This window comes from Caulobacter sp. Root487D2Y (genome assembly GCF_001427165.1).
Taxonomy (GTDB): Bacteria; Pseudomonadota; Alphaproteobacteria; order Caulobacterales; family Caulobacteraceae; genus Caulobacter.
Genome location: NZ_LMFD01000001.1, coordinates 268,206 through 290,370, shown reverse-complemented (window position 1 = coordinate 290,370; position 22,165 = coordinate 268,206). Strand labels below are relative to the sequence as shown.

Genomic DNA, 22,165 nt, shown 5'->3' with positions numbered 1-22,165 from the left:
TCCCCCACAGGGGGAGGGCCTGATTTAAGCCCGCTCGTGGACCGCCTCTTCCGCCGCCAGGGGCTGCGGCAGCCGCGAGACCATCTCCTTCGGGCAGACCTGCCAGAACAGGTCCCGCACCCGGTCCCAGTCGCGCAGCAGGCTCTCGGCGAAGGCCGAGTCGGTCTCGCGGGTGTGTTCGGCCACCAGCGAGCGCAGCACGCCTTCCCAATAGGGCGAGGCCAGGCGCTGGACCAGGATGCTGTCGGGATTGACCAGGTTCTCGAACCGGCCGTGCTGGTCCAGGACGAAGGCCATGCCGCCGGTCATGCCGGCCCCGAAGTTGCCGCCCGTCGGGCCCAGGATCACCACCTGGCCGCCGGTCATGTATTCGCAGCCGTTGGCGCCGCAGCCTTCGACCACCGTGGTGGCGCCGGAGTTGCGGACCCCGAAGCGCTCGCCGGCCTGGCCGGCCGCGAACAGCCGGCCCGAGGTGGCCCCGAACAGCACGGTGTTGCCGATCAGGGTGTTGGTCTCGGGGGCCGCCAGGCCGCGGGCCGGTTTGATGACGATCGTCGCGCCCGACAGGCCCTTGCCGACATAGTCGTTGGCCTCGCCGGTCAGCTCGATGCGCAGGCCCTGGACCGCGAAGGCGCCCAGGCTCTGGCCGGCGGAGCCCTTGAGCTGGACGGTCAGGTGACCCGCGGGCAGGCCCTTCATGCCGAACTTGCGCACGATGTGGCTGGAGGTGCGCGAACCGATCGACCGGGCGGTGCTGCGGACCGTGTAGGTCAGCTGCATCTTCTCGCCGCGCTCCAGCAAGGGCGCGGCGTCGCGGACGATCTGGGCGTCCAGCGTGTCGGGCACCGGGTTGCGGCCGCCTTCGACGGTGCAGTAGGGCTTGTTCTGGCCGGGATCGGCGCGGACCAGCAGCGGGTTGAGGTCCAGGTCGTCCAGGTGCTCGCCACCGCGCGACACCTGGGCCAGCAGGTCGGTGCGGCCGACGATTTCCTGGAGCGACTTGAAGCCCAGGCCCGCCAGGATCTCGCGGACTTCCTCGGCCACGAAGCTGAACAGGTTGATGACCTTTTCCGGCGTGCCGGTGAACTTGGCGCGCAGGGCCTCGTCCTGGGTGCAGACCCCGACCGGGCAGGTGTTGGAGTGGCACTGGCGCACCATGATGCAGCCCATGGCCACCAGCGAGGCGGTGCCGATGCCGAACTCCTCGGCGCCCAGCATGGCGGCGATCACCACGTCGCGGCCGGTGCGGATGCCGCCGTCCGTGCGCAGCACCACCGAGTGGCGCAGGTTGTTCAGGGTCAGCACCTGGTTGGCTTCCGACAGCCCCATCTCCCACGGACCGCCGGCGTACTTGACCGAGGTCTGCGAGGAAGCGCCGGTGCCGCCGACATTGCCGGACACCAGGATGACGTCCGCTTTCGCCTTGGCCACCCCGGCCGCGATCGCGCCGATGCCGGTGGCGGCCACCAGCTTCACCGTGACCCGGGCGATCGGATTGATCTGCTTGAGGTCATAGATGAGCTGGGCCAGGTCCTCGATCGAATAGATGTCGTGGTGCGGCGGCGGGCTGATCAGCATCACGCCGGGCGTGGCGTGGCGCAGACGTGCAATCATCTCCGTGACTTTAAAGCCAGGAAGTTGCCCGCCCTCGCCGGGCTTGGCGCCCTGAGCGACCTTGATCTCGATCTCGCGGCACTGGTTCAGATATTCGGCGGTGACGCCGAACCGGCCCGAGGCCACCTGCTTGATGGCGCTGTTGGGGTTGTCGCCGTTCGGCAGGGGCTTGTAGCGCGCCGAGTCCTCGCCGCCCTCGCCCGACACCGACTTGGCGCCGATCCGGTTCATGGCGATGTTCAGCACGCCGTGCGCCTCGGGGCCCAGGGCGCCCAGGCTCATGCCGGGGGTGACGAAGCGCTTGCGGATCTCGTTGACGCTCTCGACGTCGTCGGTCGAGATCGGGTTGCGGTCCGAGCGCCAGTCCAGCAGGTCGCGCAGCTGGATCGGCTTTTGGGTGCGCAGGCCGTTGGACCAGCGGCGATAGAGCTCGAAGTCGCCGGTGTCGCAGGCGCTCTGCAGGGTGTGGATCAGCCGCGCCTCGAAGGCATGGGCCTCGCCGGAACGGCGCACCTTGTACAGCCCGCCGACCGGCAGGGTCACGGCCGGTTCGCCCCAGGCCTTGCGGTGCAGCTCGACCGCCTTGCTCTCCAGGCCCGCCAGGCCGATGCCCGAGATGCGCGAGGGCATGCCGGGGAAGAACTCGGCGGCCAGGGCGCGCGACAGGCCGACGGCTTCGAAATTGTAGCCGCCGCGGTACGAGGAGATGACGCTGATGCCCATCTTGGAGATGATCTTCAGCAGACCGCCCTCGATGGCCGTCTTGAAGTTGATGCAGACGTCGCGCAGCGACTTGTCGCCGATCAGGCCGCGCTCCAGGCGGTCCTGGAAGCTTTCCTGGGCCAGATAGGCGTTGACCGCCGTGGCGCCGACGCCGACCAGCACCGCGAAATAGTGGGTGTCCAGGCACTCGGCCGAGCGGACGATGATCGAGACGTACGAGCGCAGGCCCTTGGCGACCAGGTGGGCGTGGACGCCGCCGGTGGCCAGGATCATCGGCAGGGCGACGCGGTCCTCGCCCGAGCCCTCGTCGGTCAGGACGATGGCCCCGCAGCCGCGCAGCACCGCGTCCTCGGCGTCGGCCCGGATGCGGTCGAGATTGGCGCGCAGGGCGTCGCCGGGACGGGCCTCCGGGGCCGGCAGCGGCATGGTGCAGTCGATGACCACCACGCTCTTCTCGCCCAGCAGGCCGTGGATGCGCTCGTACATGCCGGTGGTCAGGACCGGGCTTTCCAGCACGTAGACGTCGGCCTGGGCCGCGTCCTGCGCCAGGATGTTGCCCAGGTTCTTGAACCGGGTCTTCAAGCTCATCACGCCGGTCTCCCGCAGGGGATCGATCGGCGGGTTGGTCACCTGGCTGAAGTTCTGGCGGAAGAAGTGGCTGAGCGGCCGGTACTTTTCCGACAGCACGGCCAGGGGCGCGTCGTCGCCCATCGAGCCGACCGCTTCCTTGCCCTCCTCGACCATCGGGGCCAGAACCATTTCCAGGTCCTCGAGGCTGAAGCCGGCGGCGGCCTGGCGGCGGGTCAGCTCCTCGCGGCCGTACTTGCGCGGCTCGGGGCCGGGGCCGATTTCCTTTTCGAGATCGACCATGTTGCCCAGCCAGTCGGTATAGGGGTGCCGGCCGGCCAGTTCGTCGATGATGTCGTCTTCGCCGTAGAGTTTGCCGCCCGCCAGGTCGATGGCGATCATCCGCCCCGGCGAGATCGCCAGCTTGCGGGTGATGCGGCTTTCCTCGACGCCGCACATGCCCGCTTCCGAGCCCATGATCACCAGGCCGTCGTCGGTATAGGCCACGCGCAGCGGGCGCAGGCCCGAGCGGTCCTTGCCGGCCACGACCCAGCGGCCGTCGGTGGCGCACAGGGCGGCCGGGCCGTCCCACGGCTCCATCACCGCGTTGCAGTAGCTGTAGAGGGCCTTGTGGGCCGGCTTCATGTGCGGGCTGTTGGCTTCCGGCACCAGCAGGGTCTTGGCCATCGGCGCGTCGCGGCCGGCCCGGACCAGCACCTCGAAGGTGTTGTCCAGGTTGGCGCTGTCCGAACCGCCCGGCTGGATTACCGGTTTGACGTCGTCCCCGAACTCGCCGAAGGCGTCGGCCGCCATCTTGATCTCGTGGGACTTCATCCAGTTGATGTTGCCCTTGATGGTGTTGATCTCACCATTGTGGGCCAGCATCCGGAACGGCTGGGCCAGGCGCCATTCGGGGAAGGTGTTGGTCGAATAGCGCTGGTGGAAGATCGCCACCGCGGCGCTGAACCGCTCGTCCTTCAGGTCCGGATAGAACTCATCGATGTGCTCGGCCAGGAACATGCCCTTGTAGATCAAGGACTTGGCCGAGAACGAGCAGATGTAGAAGCCCGACAGGTTCTGGGAATGGACGCGCTTTTCGATGCGCTTGCGGCACAGGAACAGGGCGCGCTCCAGGGCCTCGCCTTCCAGGCCGGCCGGGGCGGCCAGCATGATCTGCTCGATCTCGGGACGGGTGGCGTTGGCCTTCTCGCCGATCACCGCGGTGTTCACCGGCACCTGGCGCCAGCCATAGATGTAGAAGCCGAAGCGCAGGGCCTCGGCTTCGACGATCGTGCGGCAGGCCTCCTGGGCGCCCAGATCGGTGCGCGGCAGGAAGATCTGGCCGACGGCGATCGGGCCCTGGCGCAGGGCGTGGCCGGTGCGGCGCACCTGGTCGATGAAGAAGTCCTGCGGCACGCTGACCAGCACGCCGGCCCCGTCGCCGGTCTTGCCGTCGGCGTCGACCGCGCCCCGGTGCCACAGGGCCTTGAGGGCCTTGATCGCCAGTTCGACGACTTCGCGGCGCGGCTGGCCGTCGATGGCGCAGACCAGGCCCACGCCGCACGCGTCGCGCTCGGTGGTGGGATCATAGGCGTGGCCGTCGATCAGGGCCTGGCGGTTCTTCAAGTACAGGTCGATGTCTTGGGCCATAGCGGCCTCCGAAGAGTTTCTTGGTCCGCCCTCGTCCTTCGACAAGCTCAGGATGAGGGCTACTGAAGCGTCACTGGCGGTCTGGTTTCCTCATCCCGGGCTTGTCGAAGGACGAGGGAACCAGCCGCCTACTCCGCCGCGATCAGCGCCGCGGCGCCGGTCTTGGTCATCAGGTAGCGGTGCATGGCGTCGGCGGCGTCGCGGCCGTCCTTGATCGCCCACACCACCAGCGAGGCGCCGCGCACGATGTCGCCGGCCGCGAACACGCCGTCCAGATTGGTCATCTGGTGGCGGACGTCGGCCTTGACCGTGCCCCAGCGCGTGGTCTTCAGGTCGGGGGCCGACCAGGCCTCCGGCAGGTTCTCGGGCTCGAAGCCCAGGGCCTTGACCACCAGCTGGGCCGGACGGTCGAAGTCGCCGCCCTCGATCTCTTCCGGGGTCTGGCGGCCCGAGGCGTCCGGGGCGCCCAGGCGCATGCGGATGGCGCGCACGCCGGTGACGCCCGTGGCCTCGCCCATCACCGCGCGCGGGGCGGCCAGCCATTCGAAGATCACGCCCTCTTCCTCGGCGTTGGCCACTTCGCGCAAGGAGCCCGGCATATTGGCCTTGTCGCGGCGATAGAGGCAGGTGACCGAGGTCGCGCCCTGGCGGATGGCGGTGCGCACGCAGTCCATGGCGGTGTCGCCGCCGCCGACCACGACCACGTCCTTGCCGTCGGCGTTCAGCACGCCGCTCTCGAACGCGGGGACGCTGTCGCCCAGGCCCGTGCGGTTGGAGGCGATCAGATAGTCCAGGGCCGGCACCACGCCCTGGCTGCCGGCGCCCGGGGCCACCAGGTCGCGCGCGGCGTAGACGCCCACGGCGATCAGCACGGCGTCATGCCGGTCGCGCAGGTCCTGCAGGGTGGCGTCCTTGCCGACCTCGAAGCCCAGCTTGAACACCACGCCGCCGTCGGCCAGGCGCCGGGTGCGGCGCTCGACCACGTCCTTTTCCAGCTTGAAGCCGGGGATGCCGTAGATCAGCAGCCCGCCGGCCCGGTCGTGGCGGTCGTAGACGGTGACGGCGTAGCCTTCCTCGCGCAGCTTCTCGGCGGCGGCCAGGCCGGCCGGGCCGGCGCCGATGATCCCGACCGACTGGCCGCGATCGGCCTTGGCCGTCAGCGGCTTCACCCAGCCCATCTCCCAGGCCTTGTCGGTCAGGTAGCGTTCGACCGAACCGATCGTCACGGTGCCGTGACCCGACTGCTCTATGACGCAGTTGCCTTCGCACAGTCGGTCCTGAGGGCAGATTCTGCCGCAGACCTCCGGCATGGAGTTGGTCGCCTGCGACAGCTGGTAGGCCTCTTCCAGACGGCCTTCGGCGGTCATCCGCAGCCAGTCGGGGATGTTGTTGTGCAGGGGGCAGTGGGTCTGGCAGAACGGCACGCCGCATTGCGAGCAACGCGAGGCCTGCTCGGTGGCCTTGGCGTCGATGAAGTCGGCGTAGATCTCGTGGAAGTCGCCATTGCGCTCGCTGGCCGCCCGCTTTTCGGGCGTCGTGCGGGCGACGGTCGTGAATTTCAGCATGCGCTCGGCCATGCGACTTCCCTCGTCCCCGCTTCCGGGGAAAAATTTGCGTGCGCGGGCCTCATACGGACTCTTCGCGGCAAGAAGAATGCGTCAGTCAAAATTGTGGACAAATATATCCGTGATGGGCCCCGGGTTATTGCGAGCCACTCTCAGTTATGACCCAAAATAGTCAACTTTATGGATAAACCGATTGTTTACCGTGTCGGGCGCACGCCCGGCCCAGGGTTTTGAGGCCGTGCGCCTGTAAGGAATGACGATGCCGGATTGGCTGATCGCGATCGTGCTGGGCCTGGTCGAGGGCCTGACCGAATTCATCCCCGTCTCGTCGACGGGACACCTGCTGTTGACCAAGATCGCCCTGGGCCTGACCGATCCGACCTGGGACACCTTCATCGTCCTGATCCAGCTGGGCGCGGTCCTGGCCGTGGTGGCGGTCTACTTTCAGCGCCTGTGGCAGGTGGTGGTCGGCCTGCCGACCAAGCCGGAGGCCCGGCGCTTCGCGCTCAGCGTGATCATCGGCTGCATCCCCGCCTTCGCCGCCGGCCTCCTCCTGCACGGCGTGATCAAGCACTTCTTCGAGAACCCCTACCTGCCGCAGGTGATCTGCGTGTCGCTGATCATCGGCGGCTTCCTGCTGCTGATCGTCGACAAGAAGGCCCCCGCCCCGCGCGAGATGGACGGCATGGCGTTGAGCCTGAAGACCGCGTTCTTCATCGGCCTGTTCCAGTGCCTGTCGCTGCTGCCGGGCGTGTCACGCTCGGGCTCGACCATCGTCGGCTCGATGCTGATCGGCGTCGAGCGCAAGGCCGCGGCCGAGTTCAGCTTCTTCATGGCCATCCCGATCATGGTCGGCGCCTTCGCCCTGGACCTGCTCAAGAGCTACAAGGACATCGACACCAGCCACGCCGGCACGATCGCCGTCGGCTTCGTGGTGTCGTTCCTGTCGGGCCTGCTGGTGGTCAAGACGATGATCGCCTTCATCGGCAAGCGCGGCTTCGCCCCGTTCGCCTGGTGGCGGATCGTGGTCGGTGTGATCGGCCTGGGGCTGATCTACATCCCGCGCTGACGGGCGCGGGCCCTCCCCCTGCGGGGGAGGCGGCCGAAGGCCGGTGGGGGAGTCTCGGGATCGTCGATCCGGACAGCGGTCGAGGTCCGATCACTCCCCCCTCCGCCGGCTGCGCCGACACCTCCCCCACGGGGGGAGGACCTTGAATTCCTAGAACGCCCCCGCCGGGACCTCGGCGTACTGGCCGCCCTTGCGGTAGCGGTAGAGGTAGGACGGGACCACCGACTCGACGGTGGTCGGCACGACGCCGGCCTCGGCCAGGCCCGGCAGGCCGTGATCGGCGACATTGTCGGTCTTCAGCGACTCGACCTGGTCCGAGGTCAGCGGCGGCGCGATCGGCGACAGGTCGCCGATCTTGCCGATCAGGCCGGCCGCGAAGAACGGGATCGGAGCCAGGACGCGGTTGCGGCCGGTCTCGCGCAGGATGAACTCCAGGATCTCCTTGAAGCTGTAGACGGCCGGGCCGCCCAGCTCGTAGGTCAGGCCCTCGGCGGCCGGATGGGCGACGGCTTTCGCCACCACCTGGGCCACGTCGCCGACATAGACCGGCTGGAATTTCGTCTCGCCGCCGCCGATCAGCGGCAGGGCGGGGAACAGGGCGGCCATCTGGCCGAACTTGTTGAAGAACTTGTCCTCGGCGCCGAACACGATCGACGGACGGATCACCACCGCGCCGGGGAAGGCCGCGCGGACGGCCGCTTCGCCCTCGGCCTTGGTGCGCTGGTACTTCGAGGGCGAATTGGCGTCGGCGCCGATGGCCGAGATCTGCACCAGGCGCTTGACGCCGGCGGCCTTGGCCTGCTCGGCGACCGTCTTGGCGCCCATGACGTGCAGGGTCTGGAACTTCTGCCGGCCGCTTTCCCACAGGACGCCGACCAGATTGACCACCGCCTCGGCGCCGTCCACGGCGCGGGCCACCGACGGGGCGTTGCGGACATTGGCCTGCACGACCTCGATCTGGCCGACATCGCCCAGCATGCGCATGCGATAGGCCAGGTTCGGATTGCGCACCGCCACCCGCACGCGATGACCCGCCTTGGCGAGCGCGCGTACGACCTGGCCGCCGACGAAGCCGGAGCCGCCGAACACCGTGACCAGACCTTGCATAATCAACCTCGTCCTAAACTCGTGAGGCGGGGGATAGACGACCCCGCGACCAATCGCAACGAAATGCGCAACTAAGCGATTGACGCGGTCAAAACCTTTGCATAAACGTCCCGGCCTCGCGGCGCTCCACGGATCGCCCCGCAGGCCCAGGTGGCGGAATTGGTAGACGCGCTGGCTTCAGGTGCCAGTGACTGAAAGGTCGTGGAGGTTCGAGTCCTCTCCTGGGCACCACCCCCTACCAACCTTCGGAAGAAGGTCGGGGTGGCGCCGAATGAAATCCAACATCCCTAGATGGTGTTTCGCCCCCTCGGGGGCGCGATCCAGCCGCGCGCAACCCTATCGTGCGCCGCGGTCTTGTGCGCGGGATGGGCTGGCGGTCGCGCTGGCCAGGCGTTAGATATCCTGTTCATCCGGCCGACAGGGTCGGCGCCCCACTATTCAGGCGTATCGGGAATTCGCAGCGTCCGCGCGACGAGACCGAGGCGCGGAGACGAAGAGACTTGGCCAACTTTCTGCATGAAGGCGACCTTCCGGACGGCGCTTTCGCCGGCGCGACCGCGGTCGCCATCGATTCCGAGACCATGGGCCTTCGGCTGGGCCGCGATCCGCTCTGCGTCGTCCAGCTGTCGTCGGGCGACGGCGACGCCCACGTGGTGCGCCTGGACCGCTCGACCTACGACGCTCCCAACCTCAAGCGCCTGCTGACCGATCCGGCGGTGGTGAAGCTTTTCCACTTCGGCCGCTTCGATATCGCCATGTTCCTGTTGCACTTAGGGGTCATGACGGCTCCCGTGTACTGCACCAAGATCGCCAGCAAGCTGGCCCGCACCTATACGGACCGCCACGGTCTCAAGGACGTGACGCGCGAACTGGTCGGGATCGAGCTGTCCAAGGTCCAGCAGAGCTCGGACTGGGGCGCGGCGACGCTGTCGCCCGAGCAGGTCGCCTACGCCGCGTCCGACGTGCTGCATCTCCACGCCCTGCGCGAGCGCCTGGACGCCATGCTGGTCCGCGAGGGCCGCATGGCGCTGGCCAAGGCCGCCTTCGACTATCTTCCCCATCGGGCGGCCCTCGACCTGGCCGGCTGGGAAGACGTCGACATCTTCGCGCACAGCTGAGGCCGGAGGCATGACCACCCTCGAGGCCGACCAGGCGGGATACAGACGGGACCTGCGCCGTTGGCGCCGCCGTTCGCGCCGCGTCAAGCTGGCGCGCGTGGTGCTGCCGGCCGCGATGGCCGCCCTGCTGGCGACGGTCGGCGGCCAGGTGGCCTGGCGATCCTTCACCGCCGGCGACCGTCGGCCGGCCGAGAGCAAGGCCCAGATCCGCATGGTCTCGCCGCGCTTCTACGGCCAGTCCAGCGACGGGCGGCCGTTCATCATCACCGCCCGCTCGGCGGTGCGCGACGAAAACGACCTAAAGCGGGTGTTCCTGGACGCCCCGACCCTGACCCTGGGCGTGGGCAGCCCCGCCCCCACCCGCTCGACCGCCGATCGCGGCGTCTATCGCGAAGACACCCTGAAGCTCCAGCTGTACGGCAATGTCCGCATGGACGACGGCGCCGGCTACCGCTTTGCTTCGGACGAGGCGCTGGTCGACACCCGCAACGGCAACACCACCGGCGAAACCTCGCTTCAAGGCGAAGGTCCAACTGGACAGGTGCAATCCAACGCTTACTCCGTATATGACAAGGGCGACCGCATCATCTTCCGGGGCGGCGTCAAGACACGGATCGACCGGAAGACGGGCGAAACCGTCCCGGAACAAGGCCAAGACCCCGGGACGGCTCCGGAATAGACATGAGGACCTGGTTGATGAATCGATGGATGGCGCCGACGGCGATCGCCTTCAGCCTGTTGAGCGGCCCGGCCCTCGTCGTGGGTTCCTGGGGCGGCGCCGCCATGGCGCAGACGCCCGGCGGCGGCGGCAACAACTCCAGCGCGCCGGTGGACATCTCCGCCGACGAGCAGGAGGTCATCAACAGCCAGTGCAAGACCATCTTCCGCGGCGCGGTCGAGGTTCTGCAGGACAAGGCCCGCATGCGAGCCGCGACCATGACCGTCTACAACCGCCGCAAGGTGCCGGGTAAGGCGTCCGCGACGCCAGGCGGCAACGCCGACTGCGGCGACGTCGATCGCGTCGAGGCCGACGGCAACGTCTTCTACGTGACGCCGGAACAGACGGTGCGCGGCGATCACGCCGTCTACGACTACGCCACCGACACCGTCGTGGTGACCGGCGACGTCGTGGCCGTCCAGGGTCAGGACGTCGCGCGCGGCGACCGCATGACGATCAAGACCAAGACCAACGACGTGAAGATGGAATCCAACGCCACGGGTCGCGGCAAGACGCGTGTGCGGGCGGTGCTCTATCCCGACCAGAACAAAGACAAAAAGCCCGCCGGCAAGCCGTAGGAACCCATGGCGTTTTCGATGCAATACCCGGGTGTTAGCGACCTAGCCTCAGACGGCCTCGTCGTCGACGCCATCGGCAAGTCGTTCGGCGACCGCCCCGTCGTCAAGAGCGTCTCCCTGCGCCTCAAGCGCGGCGAGGTCGCGGGCCTGCTGGGCCCCAACGGCGCCGGCAAGACCACCTGCTTCTACATGATCACCGGCCTGGTCGCCGCCGACTACGGCTCGATCTATCTGGACGGCGAGGACATCACCAGCCAGCCGATGTTCCAGCGCGCCCGCATGGGCGTGGGCTATCTGCCGCAGGAAGCCTCGATCTTCCGGGGCATGACGGTCGAGCAGAACGTCATGGCCGTGGTCGAGATGCGCCAGAAGGACCAGCGCAAGGCGCGCGAGCATGTGACCGAGATCCTGGAAGAGCTGCGGATCACCCACATCCGCAAGTCGCCGGCCGTCGCCCTGTCGGGCGGCGAGCGCCGGCGCGTCGAAATCGCCCGGGCCCTGGCCAGCGAACCCTCGTTCATGCTGCTGGACGAACCGTTCGCAGGCATCGACCCCCTGGCGATCTCCGACATCCGCGAGGTGGTCAGCTATCTGAAGAACCGCGGCATCGGCATCCTGATCACCGACCACAACGTCCGCGAGACGCTGCAAATGGTCGATCGCGCCTCGATCATCCACGCCGGCGAGGTGCTGTTCGAGGGCGCCCCGCAGGAGATCGTCGACAACCCCGAGGTCCGCCGCGTCTATCTCGGCGACAGCTTCGACGAGCGGGTCTAGGCGCCCTTCGCCTCGACCTTTCGGGTCGAGGCCCTCCGTCCTGGGCAAATTTAACGGGCCGCGCGTTCCGACATCCGGCGCGCGCGGTCCGTGCGTCGAGGTTTCGACACAGCAGAAACCTCGCAATATCAACGGCTTGATGTTCAGGATCGAGAAAGACGCCGGGTTTCGCGGGCGGATGGTCGCAGTGGCCCGCTTTTTGCTGGCGTTGGCGCCCCGTTAACCAACTGGCCTTTCAATGGCGATCAACAGGTTCGTTGATTTGCCCAGGAGGGCGCATTGGCTCTCGGCCATCGATTGGAGCTTCGTCAAGGCCAGGGCCTTGTCATCACGCCGCAGCTTCAGCAGGCGATCAAGCTCTTGCAGCTGTCGAACCTTGAACTCGACGCCTTCGTCGAGGCCGAACTCGAGCGCAATCCCCTGCTCCAGCGCGAAGACGGCCCGGTCGAGGCCGAGCGCGCGCCCGACGAGATCGAACGCCCGACCGAGAACCTGGGCCTGGACGCGGTCTCCGACAGCGCCGCCAGCGGCCAGATGGACGCCACGCCCGACGACGTTTCCCCAGGTGAACGCGCCACCGGCGACGGCGCCGAAGCCGGGGCTGAACAGGCCGGCGGCCAGATCGACTGGTCGCGCACCGGCGGCGGCGGCAATTTCGAGAGCGACGACAATTACGAAGGCGCCCTGTCGCGCCCGCCGACCCTGGTCGAGCACCTGACGCAGCAGCTGGCCGTGGCCGGCCTGTCGCCCGCCCAGAACGTCGTGGCCGGGGTGCTGATCGACGCCGTCGACGAGACCGGCTACCTGCGCGCCGACATCGCCGAAGTCGCCGAGCGCCTGGGCTGCGCCCTGGACTTCGTGGAAGGCGTCCTGACCGTGCTGCAAGGCTTCGAGCCGGCCGGCGTCATGGCCCGCGACGTGCGCGAGTGCCTGGCCCTGCAGCTGAAGGACGTCAACCGCTACGACCCCTGCATGGCCGCCCTGCTGGACAATCTGGACCTGCTGGCCAAGCGCGACATGGCGGCCCTGCGCAAGCTCTGCGGCGTCGACGACGAGGACCTGCGCGAGATGGTCGCCGAGATCCGCGCCCTGACCCCCCGCCCCGGCGCGGCCTTCCACAGCGATCCGCCCCAGACCCTGGTGCCCGACGTCCATGTGCGCGAGACGCCGGGCGGCCTGTGGCACGTGGAGCTGAACACCGACACCCTGCCCAGGGTGCTGGTCGACCAGCGCTACCACGCCCGCGTCAGCAAGGGCGCGCGGACCGACCAGGAAAAGACCTTCGTCTCCGACAGCTTCGCCACCGCCAACTGGCTGGTCAAAAGCCTCGACCAGCGGGCCAAGACCATCCTGAAGGTCTCCAGCGAGATCGTCCGCCAGCAGGACGGCTTCCTGGCCTACGGCGTCGAGCACCTGCGACCGCTGAACCTGAAGACCGTCGCCGACGCCATCGGCATGCACGAGTCGACGGTCAGCCGGGTGACCTCCAACAAGTACATCGCCACCCCGCGCGGGGTGTTCGAGCTGAAATACTTCTTCACCTCGGCGATCCAGGCCACCGAAGGCGGCGAGGCCCACTCGGCCGCCAGCGTGCGCCACAAGATCAAGGGCCTGGTCGAGGCCGAACGCACCGAGGCCGACGTCCATTCCGACGACCGCATCGTCGAGATCCTCAAGGACAGCGGCGTGGACATCGCCCGCCGCACGGTGGCCAAGTACCGCGAGGCCCTGCGAATTCCCTCGTCAGTTGAACGGCGGCGCTTGATCAAGGAAACCGCCTGACCCCATGGTGCCGAACAGTCGTGCTCCGCGTTTCGTGAAGACGACTAAAGGCGAAGCATGACCACCGAGAGCTTGTCCGACGTCATCGAGGGGTTCGGCGAGGACACGCGTCCCGTCCTGACCGTCGGCCAGATGCTGGAGCAGTTCGACAGCCGCGCCTTCGGGGCCATGCTGCTGGTGTTCGGCCTGCTCAACTGCCTGCCCCTGCCCCCGGGCTCGTCCACGATCCTCAGCCTGCCGATCTTGTTGCTGGCCCCGCAGATCGCCTGGGGTTCCGACATTCCGTGGCTGCCGCGCAAGTTGGTCGAGCACCCCCTGAAGCGCGACGACCTGCGCGGATTGTTCCGTAGGCTGACGCCGATCGTCCGCCGGATGGAGCTGGTCACCCGTCCCCGGCTGGAGATCCTGTTCGGCCGGGTCGGCGAGCGCCTGATCGGCGTGGTCTGCACCCTGCTGGCCCTGGTGCTGGTGCTGCCGATCCCGCTGGGCAACCTGGCGCCGGGGGCCACGGTGGCCGTCCTGGCCCTGGCCCTGCTGCAGCGCGACGGCCTTCTGGCCCTGCTGGGCTACCTGATGGCGTCGATCAGCGTCGGCCTGCTGGTGGTCAGCGCCGGGGTCGTGACGGCGGCGGTTCAGAGGCTCCTGCATATGATTCCGGGGCTGTTTTAAGTCGTTTTTGCGACGCTTGACACCGGGCCGAGACGGGCGCGTTGATAGGCCATGCAAGTCCAAATCTCCGGCAAGCATGTCGACGTTGGTGAGGCTCTGCGAGCGCGAGTCTCCGACGAAATCGCCCTGAGCATCGGCAAGTATTTCGACCGCGGCGGTGACGCCGAGGTCGTGATCAGCAAGGAGGGCTTCGCCTTCCGGGTCGATTGTTCGGTCAAGCTGGCTTCGGGCCAGCAGCTGATCAGCCATGGTTCGGGCGGCGACGCCCACGCGGCCTTCGACGCCGCCCTGGCCAAGATCGAGACGCGCATTCGGCGCTACAAGCGACGACTTAAGAGCCACTCCATCGCCGCCACCGCCAAGCAGGCGGAAAACGCGGCGATGTACGTGCTGCGGGCCCCCGACAGCGACGAGATCGACGACGACGACTGGAGCGCGGAGGACGATCACCCCGCCGGCGCCCCCGCCGGCATGATCATCGCCGAAACCCAGTCCTCGCTGAAGATCATGACTGTTTCCATGGCGGTCATGGAACTGGACTTGACCGAGTCCCAGGCAATCGTGTTTAGGAACGCCGCCCACGACGGTTTGTCTGTGGTCTACAGGCGGCCTGACGGAAATATCGGCTGGATCGACCCCGAACGCACGAAGTCGCTAAACGGGCACGCACCGGCCATGGGCTGATCGAACCTCGGGTCGGTCGGCGCGTTTTGGTAGGTCCCAATCCCGAGGCTTTCTTGGGGCGACGATACGCGACGACCGACTGCGAGCGAGTTTCCACACCATGACCATCGGCGATCTACTGGAGCCCGGCGCGGTCACCCTGCGGGTCAGCGCCGCCAACAAGCGTCAGGTTCTCGGCGTGATCGCCGACGTCGCCGCCCGCGCGTTCGGCGTCGACGCCGACGAGGCGCTGGAGGGTCTGATCGAGCGCGAGAACGCCGGCTCGACCGGCGTGGGCCAGGGCGTGGCGATCCCGCACGCCCGCCTGCGCGGCCTGGACCGGGTCCGCGCGGTGTTCGTGCGTCTGGAGACCCCGGTGGCGTTCGGGGCCGTGGACGACAAGCCCGTCGATCTGCTGGTGGCGCTGTTCGCGCCCAAGGACGCCGATTCCAGCCACCTGCGGGCCCTGGCCCGCATCTCGCGGCTGATGCGCCAGCCGGAAATGCGCGAGCAGCTGCGCAAGGCCCGCTCGGCCGACGCCGTGCACGTGACGCTGACCCAGGCCCACGAGAGCAAGCCGACGGCGGCCTGAGGGTCCTCCCCCTTCAACACCCCACAACCCACCGTCATCCCGGGCCTTGTGCCCGGGCCCCCTCTGTCCGCCGCAGGTGCGAGGGGAGTGGCGCGCCAGCGCGCCAAGGCGCTTCACCGTCAGCTGAACCAGGGGTCCGGGGCACAAGGCCCGGGATGACGGTTGAATGGAGGTTCGTTGCTAGCGAGCTCGAGCTCCGATCAAGCCCGCTTCATTCCGATGATCTTCACCGGCGGATTGAGCATCTGGCCCTTCATGGCCGGATAGGGCGCGGGGCCGTCGGCCTTCAGGGCCAGGATCTTCTTCACCACATCCAACCCCTGGACCACGCCGCCGAAGGCCGCGAAGCCCTGGTTGTCGCCCGCCGCGCCTGGATGGGCGTCCAGATAGGGCTGGGGGCTGGCGCAGATGAAGAAGTCGCAGGTGGCGCTGCCGGGGGCGTTGCGAGCCATCGAGATCGTCCCGGCCCGGTGCTTGATCCCGGTCAGGCGGGTGCTTTCGTGGGCGATGGGGGCGAAGCGGCGCACGCGGTCGGGCGGTCCGCCCTGGATCGAGCCGGCGCCCTTGACGCCCTTGGTCTTGGAGGCCCGGTAGAAGCTCCCGCCGTCGTATTTGCGGGCGTCGACATAGCGCAGGAAATTGGCGCAGGTGACCGGCGCCTTGCCGCTCTCCAGTTCGACGACGATCACGCCGTGATCGGTCTGGATCGCCACGCGGGGCTTGGCCAGAGGCTTGGGTTGGGCGGCCCAGGCTGGGCTCGCGATCAGCAGTCCGGCCACGCCCAGCAGGCCCCGGCGCCCGATCCTCGCGTCGTTCATGCGTCTTCCTCGTCCTATCGAAGGTCACGCCTGCTTACCCTGCCTGAAGGGGGCGCGTCGACAGAAGGTGGTCGGCTCGCTGCCGAGACCTGCGAAGATACCGATGGGATCGAAAAAGTCCTGGCGCGGTCGGCGCTCGCCCCCCCCCCCGCAAGCGAGAACCTCGTCCTTCGACAAGCTCAGGATGAGGTTCTCTACTGCAAAGCTTCTAAAATGGTCCTCATCCTGAGCTTGTCGAAGGACGAGGACCAAGCACGGCGATAGGACTTAGTGCACCGAGACGGGCGCCAGTTCGTGGGCGAGGGCGGCGGCGACGGCCGCGTCCTTGTCGGTCAGCACGGCCAGGCGCGCGCCGTCGGCGCGGAACACCGCGTAGAGCGTCTGGTCAGGAGAAAGGTCGACCTCGTCGCTGACGCCGACGGGCACGTCGGCCAGGATCTCCGCGGCCTTGATCGGTCGCACATAGACCAGATCCGGGGCGCCCAGGGCCGCGAAGGCTTCGGCGGAGAAGAACGGGGTAGCGGGGTTCGGTGTCATAAGACCACCTCCTTCGGAAAGGGAACGCCCCGTGGCGCGTCTCGGTTCAGACCGCGTCTGGGGATCGTGATGAGAAAGCGTCGACGGGCCGCCGTAAGGCCTATCCCGCCGAGCGGATCGGGATGCGGCGGACCAGCCGTTCGGGCTCCGGACGGGCCAGGTCCACGTGCAGCAGGCCGTGCTCGAGCGTAGCGGCCGTGACCTCCATGCCGTCGGCCAGCACGAAGGTCCGCAGGAAGCCGCGGGCGGCGATGCCGCGATGCAGATAGGCCTTGTCGGCCTCGGGCTTGCCTTCGTTGTCGCGCCGCCCGGCCACGATCAGCTGGCCGCCTTCGACGGTCACGTGCAGCTGGTCGGGCGAGAAGCCGGCCACCGCCAGGGTGATGCGCACCCCGCCGTCGTCGGCCTGTTCGACGTTGTAGGGCGGATAGCTTTCGGCGGCGGCCTTGGCCGCGCGCTCGATCAGGTCTCGTGTGTGCTCGAAGCCCAGTAGAAAGGGGCTGTCGAACAGGATCGTCCGGGTCATCGCGAAGTCCTCGCTCAAGCGACTTCGTTCGCGAGGATCAGGCCCAAGATCGGCGCCCGGCCTCGCAACGTAACTCCTAGGTGGCGACGCGCGCGGGCGGGTTCAAGAGGGAAGCAAGGTCCTCCCCCCGTGGGGGAGGTGTCGCCCAAAGGGCGACGGAGGGGGGAGTAATGAGGCCCCGACCGCACGAAAAGGCCGCCTGCCCAAACTCCCCCCACCGGCCTTCGGCCGCCTCCCCCACAGGGGGAGGACCAGCCTGGCCGTTCGCGCCTATTTCTTCGTCCAGCCGCCGTCCAGCGGCTTCCAGTACTGGCCGGGCGCCAGGCGGGCGTAGAGCTGCTTGGCGGTGGCCTGGCCGGCGGCTTCGGGGGTGACGCCGGTCTTGGCGGCGATGTCCTTGTAGGCGGCCGCGCGGCCGGTGTTGATCTCGGCCACGGCGGCGCGCAGGGCCGCGTCGCCGCCCGAGACGACGCCCAGATAGCCGTCGGCCTGCTCGCCCACGGTTCCGGACGCCTTGGCGGCGTCGACGGCGGCCTTGGCGGCGGGCGACTGGGCCAGGGCGGGAAGGGCCCCAAAGCTCACGGCGCCCAGCGAGGCGGCCAGGGCCAGGACCGTCATAGTCTTGCGGATCATGTCGGTTCCTCCTCTAGAACAGGTTCGGGTTTTGCTGGATCAGCGTCTGGACTTCCTTGTCCAGTCGCACGCGCACGTCGGCGTCCAGCTTGGCGTAGATGTTGATCGGGTCGACCTTGACCCGCACCGTCGGTGTGCACGCCGCCAGGGCGCCCACCGCGAGGAGGGGAAGGATCAGAGCGCGCTTCATGCGGGTGTCTCCAGTTCTCGAGAAAGGTGCGGCTTCACGGCTGAACCGCGTCTGAACGCGGCGCTTGCGCGGCGGGAGGGGTCGCGGGCGTTTCGGGCTCGCTTTCCTGCCATCCGCGCCGCCAGGCCGCGAGGAGCTCGTCGAAGTTTAACGACGTATCCAGCGTCAGGTCGACCGGCGTCTTGGCGGGCAGGGGAATGCGGCGCTGGAAGGCGCTGCCGTTCAGCAGCTCCATCAGGCCGATCCGGGCCTTCTCGACGATCTTGGGATCGTGCTCGCCCTTGATGTGGAACAGCACGCCCAGCCGCCCCTTGTCGGTGCTGTTGACCCCGGCCTCCAGCGTGTCGAAGCTGAGGTTCTCCATGGCCTGGTAGGCGAAGTCCTGGATGGCGTTGACGGGCGCGTCCTTCTTGGTGGTCAGCGGATCGTTGGGATCGACGGCGGCCCCTTGCCCCGCCTGCACCCCGGTCAGGGCCTCGCGGGCGATCGACAGGCGGCCGGGGCCGACGGCGTAGACCTTGCCGTCGACGAAGCGGAAGCCGGCCGGACCGGCCTCGAACGGCAGGCGGCCGTCGATCACCGCCTCAACCTTGACCTTGTCGGCCAGGGACGAGTCGGCGACCAGTTGGCCCAGATCCAGGCCCGCGATCGTCACCACGCCCTTGATCACGCCCTTGCCGTCCAGCGGCACGTCGAGCGGTTCGAGGGTGATCTTGCCCTTCGAGGCCTCGAAGGTCGTGGCCTGCAGGTGCAGCGCCTCCGCGCCGAGGGCGAGGCTGGCCTGGACCGATTGGATCGGCACGATGGCGTCGATGCTGTCGATGGTCAGGACCTGGCCGGGCGGGGCGGTCAGCGGGGCCAGGCTGTCGAACACGATCTGACCCTTCAGCCGGTGGACCTGGCCCAGCGGACTGCGGAAATCCAGGCCCGTGGTCGTGATCTTGCCGGAGCTGGTCATCACCTCGCCGGCCCAGGCGAAGCGCCCGGTGAAGGCGGCCGGACCCTCGGCGTCGCGGGCGACCGCGGCCAGGGGCGTCAGGCCCAGCGGCTGCAGCCCGCCCTTGGTGAAGGTCAGCTTGGAGGCGTCGATATCGGCCTGGCCCCGACCGCTGGCCACCTCGTGGCGGATCGTGACCCGGCCCAGCGCGCGGCCGTCCAGGGTCTTGGCGTCCAGCCCGCCGGTCCACTGGCCGCGCGCCAGGTCGACCTGGCCGGTCGCGGCGATGGTCTCGAAGCGCTTGCCCTCGGTCGAGGCCTCGACCACCCGGCCGCCGGTGACCTTGATCTGGGCGGCGTCGAAGCCGCGCCCGCCGCCCACGAAGCTGGCGTCGACGCCCTCCAGCCGCGCCTGGGCGACATTGACCAGGGCCGCGCCGTCCTTGACCAGGGCCGAGGCCCGCCAGATCCCGCCGGCGGCGACCACCAGGAGCTGGGCGGCGGGGCAGAGGTCGAAGGTCACGTCGCTGATCGGCGGCTCACCCATGGCGATCGCCCGGGCGGTCATCGGCGTGCAGCGATTCAGGCGGACCGTCAGTCCGCCGTCGGCCAGCCGCGCCCGGCCGGCCAGGGTTCCGGCCACGCCGATGAACGGCGGGACGTCCAGCGTTCCCGCCACGATCACGTCGCTGGTCAGGCCCGAGGCGTCGGACCGCCAGTTGGGGGCCTTCAGGGTCAGGTCGGGCAGGCCGCCGCCGCTCAGGGCGACCGCCGCCCGCCCGTCGGCCGCGCCGTCCCGCGCCGCCAGCAGCGGGCCGCCGGGCGCGCTCAGCACGGCCTTGGCCCCGGTGGCGGCGGTCAGGGACAGCGGACGGGGCAGGGACAGGATCGTTTGGCCGCCGGTGATCCCCAGCTTCAGGGCCGGAGCGCTGAGCTCGAAACGCGACAGGGCCCGGGCGGCGGCCTGGGCGTAGGCGGGATTGGGCAGGGCGGCGGTCACGCGCGCGGCGTCCGGACCGGTCATGGCCCCGTCGGCGTCGGCATTGCCGTCCAGGGCCAGGGCGATCCCGTCGGTCCCGACCGAGAACCGGCCCTTGCCGTCGGCCGCCAGGCTGGACAGCACGACCCCGCCCGCCGCCACGCGGCCGCCGCCCAGGGCCACGGTCAGCGGACCGCTGATCGAGCTGCGGGCCTTGTCCGAAACCAGGGTCAGGCTGGAGGACCGGACCTCGACCGAGGTCCGCGACAGGGCCGCGCCGCCGGCCACCGCCCGCTCGGCGTTGGCGGTCAGGCGGGTGCGGGCCGAGCCGTGCGCGCCGGCCGGATCATAGGTCAGGGCCAGGTTCGACAGGTCGAGGTCGGCGACCACGTCGCGGCTGTCCAGGCCGCCGCCTGGTCCCGTGGCGGTCAGGCTTTCGCCCCGCGCGTGCAGGGTGGTCTTGCCGGTCAGGCCGCCGCGCTTGAGGTCGCCGCTCAGCAGCCCGGCCACCGCCAGATTGGCCTCCAGCCCGCCCAGGCTGGCGGCCCCGACCTCGGCGCCCCGGGCCTTCAGGGCGAGCCGCGCCTCCGCGGGTCCGACCATCGACAGCTTTTTCAGGTCCGGATAGGTCAGGTCGGCCTGCAGGGAGCCTTGCGCCTCGGTCAGGTCCAGCTGGCTGGCGCCCGAATGGCTGACGCTGAGCGTCTTCAGGGCCAGCTGGACGTCGAGGGTCAGGCGGTCGCCGCGCTTGCGGGCCTTGATCAGGGCGCCGTCGGTCTCGAACGACAACCCCGGGGCGGCGTAGCGCAGGGCGCCCAGCCGGCCGTCGAAGCGCAGCAGCTTGCCGTCGTCCAGGCTGGCGTCGCCGGTCAGACGGGCCGGGCCGCCGGGCGTGCGCAGCAGCACCCGGGCGTCCTCGATCAGGATCGCCGGACCGGGCGTGGTCGGTTCGGCCGGCGACTTCAGCGCCGCGTCGATCAGCGGCTGCAGGGTTCCGAAGTTCAGGCCGTTCTGGTCGAGCCGGGCGTTGACCCTCGGCCGCACCAGCCGCACGGCCCGGGTGTTCAGCGCGAACGGGCCGCCGCTCCAGGGCGTGACCAGGTCATAGGCCACCTCGATGCGCTCGGCCGAGAACACCGGAGCGTTCTTGGGACCCAGGCGAATGGCGCCGGCGAAGCCGGTGGCGTCAAGGTCGTCGAGGTCGAGCGTCGCCTCGATCCCCTTGTTGTTCAGCCAGGCCAGGGCCAGCTCGCGGCTGATCTCGCGGCGGCCGGCATAGGTGGCGAAGCCCAGGGCGATGAAGGCCAGGGCGGCCAGCGACATCACCTCCAGCACGACATCCCTCAGCGTCGCGCCCGCGGCCTCCACGATTTCGATCGGGGAAGCCGGCTCGGCGTCGGGCTGGGGATCGGGCGGTAGCGGTTCAGCCATCGAGGAGCACAATGCCGCAAGCTGCGGCGATTGTTAGGCCTAGTTTTGAAACCCCAGCACATCCTGCATGTCGTAGAGCCCGGGCGGCTTGCCCTTGACCCACAAGGCGGCGGCCACCGCGCCCCGCGCGAACAGCCCCCGATCGGTGGCCGAGTGCGACAGGGTCAGCACCTCCTCCTCGCCGGCGAAGATCACGCTATGCTCGCCGATGATCCCGCCGCCGCGCACCACCGAGAAACCGATCGCGCCTTCCTTGCGCGGGCCGGTGACGCCGTCGCGGCCGCGGTCGGCCACCTGGCCCAGCCCAACGCCGCGCCCGTCGGCCGCCGCCTGGCCCAGCATCAGGGCGGTGCCGGACGGGGCGTCGATCTTGCGCTTGTGGTGGGCCTCGTACACCTCGATGTCCCAGTCCGAGGCGGGCAGGGCGGCGGCGGCCTGCCTGACCAGGCCCATCAGCATGTTGACGCCCAGCGAATAGTTGCCGGACTTGACGATGGCGACCTTGGTCGCCGCCGCCGCGATCCGGGCGTTCTGTTCGTCGGAAAAACCGGTCGAGCCGATGACCAAGGCGGGGCCGCCGCCATCTCTTTCAGAAAGGAGGGCGGCGGCTTCGGCCAGGGCCACGGAGGCCTCGGGAATCGTGAAGTCGATGGCCACCTCGGCGGCCTTCAGGGCCACGTCGCGCTCGACCAGGCCCTCTCCGGTCGCGCCGGGCCGATCAAATCGTCCGACGACCGTCGCGTCCGACCGCCCGTCCAGAGTCCGCGCCAGGGCCTGGCCCATCCGCCCGAGGGCGCCCGCCAACGCAATGGTAACGGTACCTTTCGATCGGCTTTGCGGCGGCGCTAAGTCGTTCTGGCTCAAGGCGATCTCCCGGGATTGACCCGCGCGGTAGTCTCCCGACCCGCCCCCTCAGGTCAAGT

19 protein-coding genes and 1 tRNA gene are annotated in these 22,165 nt (G+C 69.0%); 10 read left to right on the top strand and 10 right to left on the bottom strand.

The genetic code is table 11. The features are described from left to right. Positions 1–24: 24 nt before the first annotated feature. Positions 25–4,554, bottom strand: coding sequence for a glutamate synthase large subunit (gene gltB / locus ASD38_RS01380; RefSeq protein ID WP_056456957.1), 4,530 nt, complete (start codon positions 4,552–4,554; stop codon positions 25–27). 128 nt (positions 4,555–4,682) lie between these two features. Further along, the gene (locus ASD38_RS01375; protein WP_056443366.1) at positions 4,683–6,131 is read right to left on the bottom strand and encodes an NAD(P)-dependent oxidoreductase; all 1,449 of its coding nucleotides are present in this window, start codon (positions 6,129–6,131) and stop codon (positions 4,683–4,685) included. 247 nt (positions 6,132–6,378) lie between these two features. Here ASD38_RS01375 and ASD38_RS01370 point away from each other — a divergent pair, with 247 nt between their 5' ends. Beyond that, on the top strand, positions 6,379–7,188 hold the full coding sequence (locus ASD38_RS01370; protein ID WP_056458213.1) for an undecaprenyl-diphosphate phosphatase: 810 nt from the start codon (positions 6,379–6,381) through the stop codon (positions 7,186–7,188). 150 nt (positions 7,189–7,338) lie between these two features. Here the strand turns inward: ASD38_RS01370 and ASD38_RS01365 are convergent, their stop codons facing one another. After that, positions 7,339–8,295 carry a complex I NDUFA9 subunit family protein gene (locus ASD38_RS01365; protein ID WP_056443363.1) on the bottom strand — a complete coding sequence of 319 codons (957 nt, stop codon included), beginning with the start codon at positions 8,293–8,295 and terminating at the stop codon, positions 7,339–7,341. A gap of 144 nt (positions 8,296–8,439) precedes the next feature. Here ASD38_RS01365 and ASD38_RS01360 point away from each other — a divergent pair. The 9 genes from ASD38_RS01360 (at position 8,440) to ptsN (ending at position 15,192) form a co-directional block, all read left to right on the top strand. Further along, positions 8,440–8,526 (top strand) — tRNA-Leu (locus ASD38_RS01360). Between the two features lie 269 nt (positions 8,527–8,795). Beyond that, positions 8,796–9,413 carry a ribonuclease D gene (locus ASD38_RS01355; RefSeq protein WP_056456954.1) on the top strand — a complete coding sequence of 206 codons (618 nt, stop codon included), beginning with the start codon at positions 8,796–8,798 and terminating at the stop codon, positions 9,411–9,413. A 10-nt stretch (positions 9,414–9,423) separates the two neighbouring features. Next, positions 9,424–10,092 (top strand): LPS export ABC transporter periplasmic protein LptC, encoded by a 669-nt coding sequence (gene lptC, locus ASD38_RS01350; RefSeq protein ID WP_056443359.1) that lies wholly within the window; start codon positions 9,424–9,426, stop codon positions 10,090–10,092. 17 nt (positions 10,093–10,109) lie between these two features. Then, positions 10,110–10,709, top strand: a complete 600-nt coding sequence (locus ASD38_RS01345) for an LptA/OstA family protein (protein ID WP_056444145.1) — start codon at positions 10,110–10,112, stop codon at positions 10,707–10,709. A gap of 18 nt (positions 10,710–10,727) precedes the next feature. After that, a complete protein-coding gene (gene lptB, locus ASD38_RS01340; RefSeq protein WP_056444143.1) occupies positions 10,728–11,486 on the top strand; it encodes an LPS export ABC transporter ATP-binding protein in 759 nt (252 codons plus the stop codon). A gap of 279 nt (positions 11,487–11,765) precedes the next feature. Next, complete coding sequence (gene rpoN, locus ASD38_RS01335) at positions 11,766–13,268, top strand: RNA polymerase factor sigma-54 (RefSeq protein WP_056456950.1); 1,503 nt, start codon at positions 11,766–11,768, stop codon at positions 13,266–13,268. A 57-nt stretch (positions 13,269–13,325) separates the two neighbouring features. Beyond that, positions 13,326–13,937 (top strand): exopolysaccharide biosynthesis protein, encoded by a 612-nt coding sequence (locus ASD38_RS01330; protein WP_056443352.1) that lies wholly within the window; start codon positions 13,326–13,328, stop codon positions 13,935–13,937. A 51-nt stretch (positions 13,938–13,988) separates the two neighbouring features. Beyond that, entirely contained in the window at positions 13,989–14,621 is a 633-nt protein-coding gene (gene hpf / locus ASD38_RS01325; RefSeq protein WP_056443349.1) for a ribosome hibernation-promoting factor, HPF/YfiA family, read from the top strand. A gap of 100 nt (positions 14,622–14,721) precedes the next feature. Continuing rightward, positions 14,722–15,192 carry a PTS IIA-like nitrogen regulatory protein PtsN gene (gene ptsN, locus ASD38_RS01320; protein ID WP_056443347.1) on the top strand — a complete coding sequence of 157 codons (471 nt, stop codon included), beginning with the start codon at positions 14,722–14,724 and terminating at the stop codon, positions 15,190–15,192. Between the two features lie 200 nt (positions 15,193–15,392). Here ptsN and ASD38_RS01315 read toward each other — a convergent pair whose 3' ends face one another. From ASD38_RS01315 to dapB, 7 genes are all read right to left on the bottom strand, one after another. After that, positions 15,393–16,010 carry a peptidylprolyl isomerase gene (locus tag ASD38_RS01315; RefSeq protein WP_056456947.1) on the bottom strand — a complete coding sequence of 206 codons (618 nt, stop codon included), beginning with the start codon at positions 16,008–16,010 and terminating at the stop codon, positions 15,393–15,395. Positions 16,011–16,277: 267 nt separating this feature from the next. Then, positions 16,278–16,547, bottom strand: a complete 270-nt coding sequence (locus tag ASD38_RS01310) for a DUF1150 family protein (RefSeq protein ID WP_056443342.1) — start codon at positions 16,545–16,547, stop codon at positions 16,278–16,280. Positions 16,548–16,647: 100 nt separating this feature from the next. Continuing rightward, the gene (locus ASD38_RS01305; RefSeq protein WP_056444140.1) at positions 16,648–17,073 is read right to left on the bottom strand and encodes an Hsp20 family protein; all 426 of its coding nucleotides are present in this window, start codon (positions 17,071–17,073) and stop codon (positions 16,648–16,650) included. Between the two features lie 270 nt (positions 17,074–17,343). Further along, positions 17,344–17,706: a YdbL family protein gene (locus ASD38_RS01300; protein WP_056443339.1), complete on the bottom strand. Its 363-nt coding sequence runs from the start codon at positions 17,704–17,706 to the stop codon at positions 17,344–17,346. 13 nt (positions 17,707–17,719) lie between these two features. Continuing rightward, positions 17,720–17,896 (bottom strand): YnbE family lipoprotein, encoded by a 177-nt coding sequence (locus tag ASD38_RS23075; protein WP_012288956.1) that lies wholly within the window; start codon positions 17,894–17,896, stop codon positions 17,720–17,722. Between the two features lie 34 nt (positions 17,897–17,930). Beyond that, positions 17,931–21,242 (bottom strand): intermembrane phospholipid transport protein YdbH family protein, encoded by a 3,312-nt coding sequence (locus tag ASD38_RS01295; RefSeq protein WP_056458211.1) that lies wholly within the window; start codon positions 21,240–21,242, stop codon positions 17,931–17,933. 39 nt (positions 21,243–21,281) lie between these two features. Next, complete coding sequence (gene dapB, locus ASD38_RS01290; RefSeq protein ID WP_082560638.1) at positions 21,282–22,106, bottom strand: 4-hydroxy-tetrahydrodipicolinate reductase; 825 nt, start codon at positions 22,104–22,106, stop codon at positions 21,282–21,284. Positions 22,107–22,165 lie beyond the last annotated feature (59 nt).

Coding starts and splice junctions, on each gene's coding strand:
- gltB (WP_056456957.1), bottom strand. CDS start 4,554: ATGGCCCAAGACATCGACCTGTACTTGAAGAACCGCCAGGCCCTGATC.
- ASD38_RS01375 (WP_056443366.1), bottom strand. CDS start 6,131: ATGGCCGAGCGCATGCTGAAATTCACGACCGTCGCCCGCACGACGCCC.
- ASD38_RS01370 (WP_056458213.1), top strand. CDS start 6,379: ATGCCGGATTGGCTGATCGCGATCGTGCTGGGCCTGGTCGAGGGCCTG.
- ASD38_RS01365 (WP_056443363.1), bottom strand. CDS start 8,295: ATGCAAGGTCTGGTCACGGTGTTCGGCGGCTCCGGCTTCGTCGGCGGC.
- lptC (WP_056443359.1), top strand. CDS start 9,424: ATGACCACCCTCGAGGCCGACCAGGCGGGATACAGACGGGACCTGCGC.
- ASD38_RS01345 (WP_056444145.1), top strand. CDS start 10,110: ATGAATCGATGGATGGCGCCGACGGCGATCGCCTTCAGCCTGTTGAGC.
- lptB (WP_056444143.1), top strand. CDS start 10,728: ATGCAATACCCGGGTGTTAGCGACCTAGCCTCAGACGGCCTCGTCGTC.
- ASD38_RS01330 (WP_056443352.1), top strand. CDS start 13,326: ATGACCACCGAGAGCTTGTCCGACGTCATCGAGGGGTTCGGCGAGGAC.
- hpf (WP_056443349.1), top strand. CDS start 13,989: ATGCAAGTCCAAATCTCCGGCAAGCATGTCGACGTTGGTGAGGCTCTG.
- ptsN (WP_056443347.1), top strand. CDS start 14,722: ATGACCATCGGCGATCTACTGGAGCCCGGCGCGGTCACCCTGCGGGTC.
- ASD38_RS01315 (WP_056456947.1), bottom strand. CDS start 16,010: ATGAACGACGCGAGGATCGGGCGCCGGGGCCTGCTGGGCGTGGCCGGA.
- ASD38_RS01310 (WP_056443342.1), bottom strand. CDS start 16,547: ATGACACCGAACCCCGCTACCCCGTTCTTCTCCGCCGAAGCCTTCGCG.
- ASD38_RS01305 (WP_056444140.1), bottom strand. CDS start 17,073: ATGACCCGGACGATCCTGTTCGACAGCCCCTTTCTACTGGGCTTCGAG.
- ASD38_RS01300 (WP_056443339.1), bottom strand. CDS start 17,706: ATGATCCGCAAGACTATGACGGTCCTGGCCCTGGCCGCCTCGCTGGGC.
- ASD38_RS23075 (WP_012288956.1), bottom strand. CDS start 17,896: ATGAAGCGCGCTCTGATCCTTCCCCTCCTCGCGGTGGGCGCCCTGGCG.
- ASD38_RS01295 (WP_056458211.1), bottom strand. CDS start 21,242: ATGGCTGAACCGCTACCGCCCGATCCCCAGCCCGACGCCGAGCCGGCT.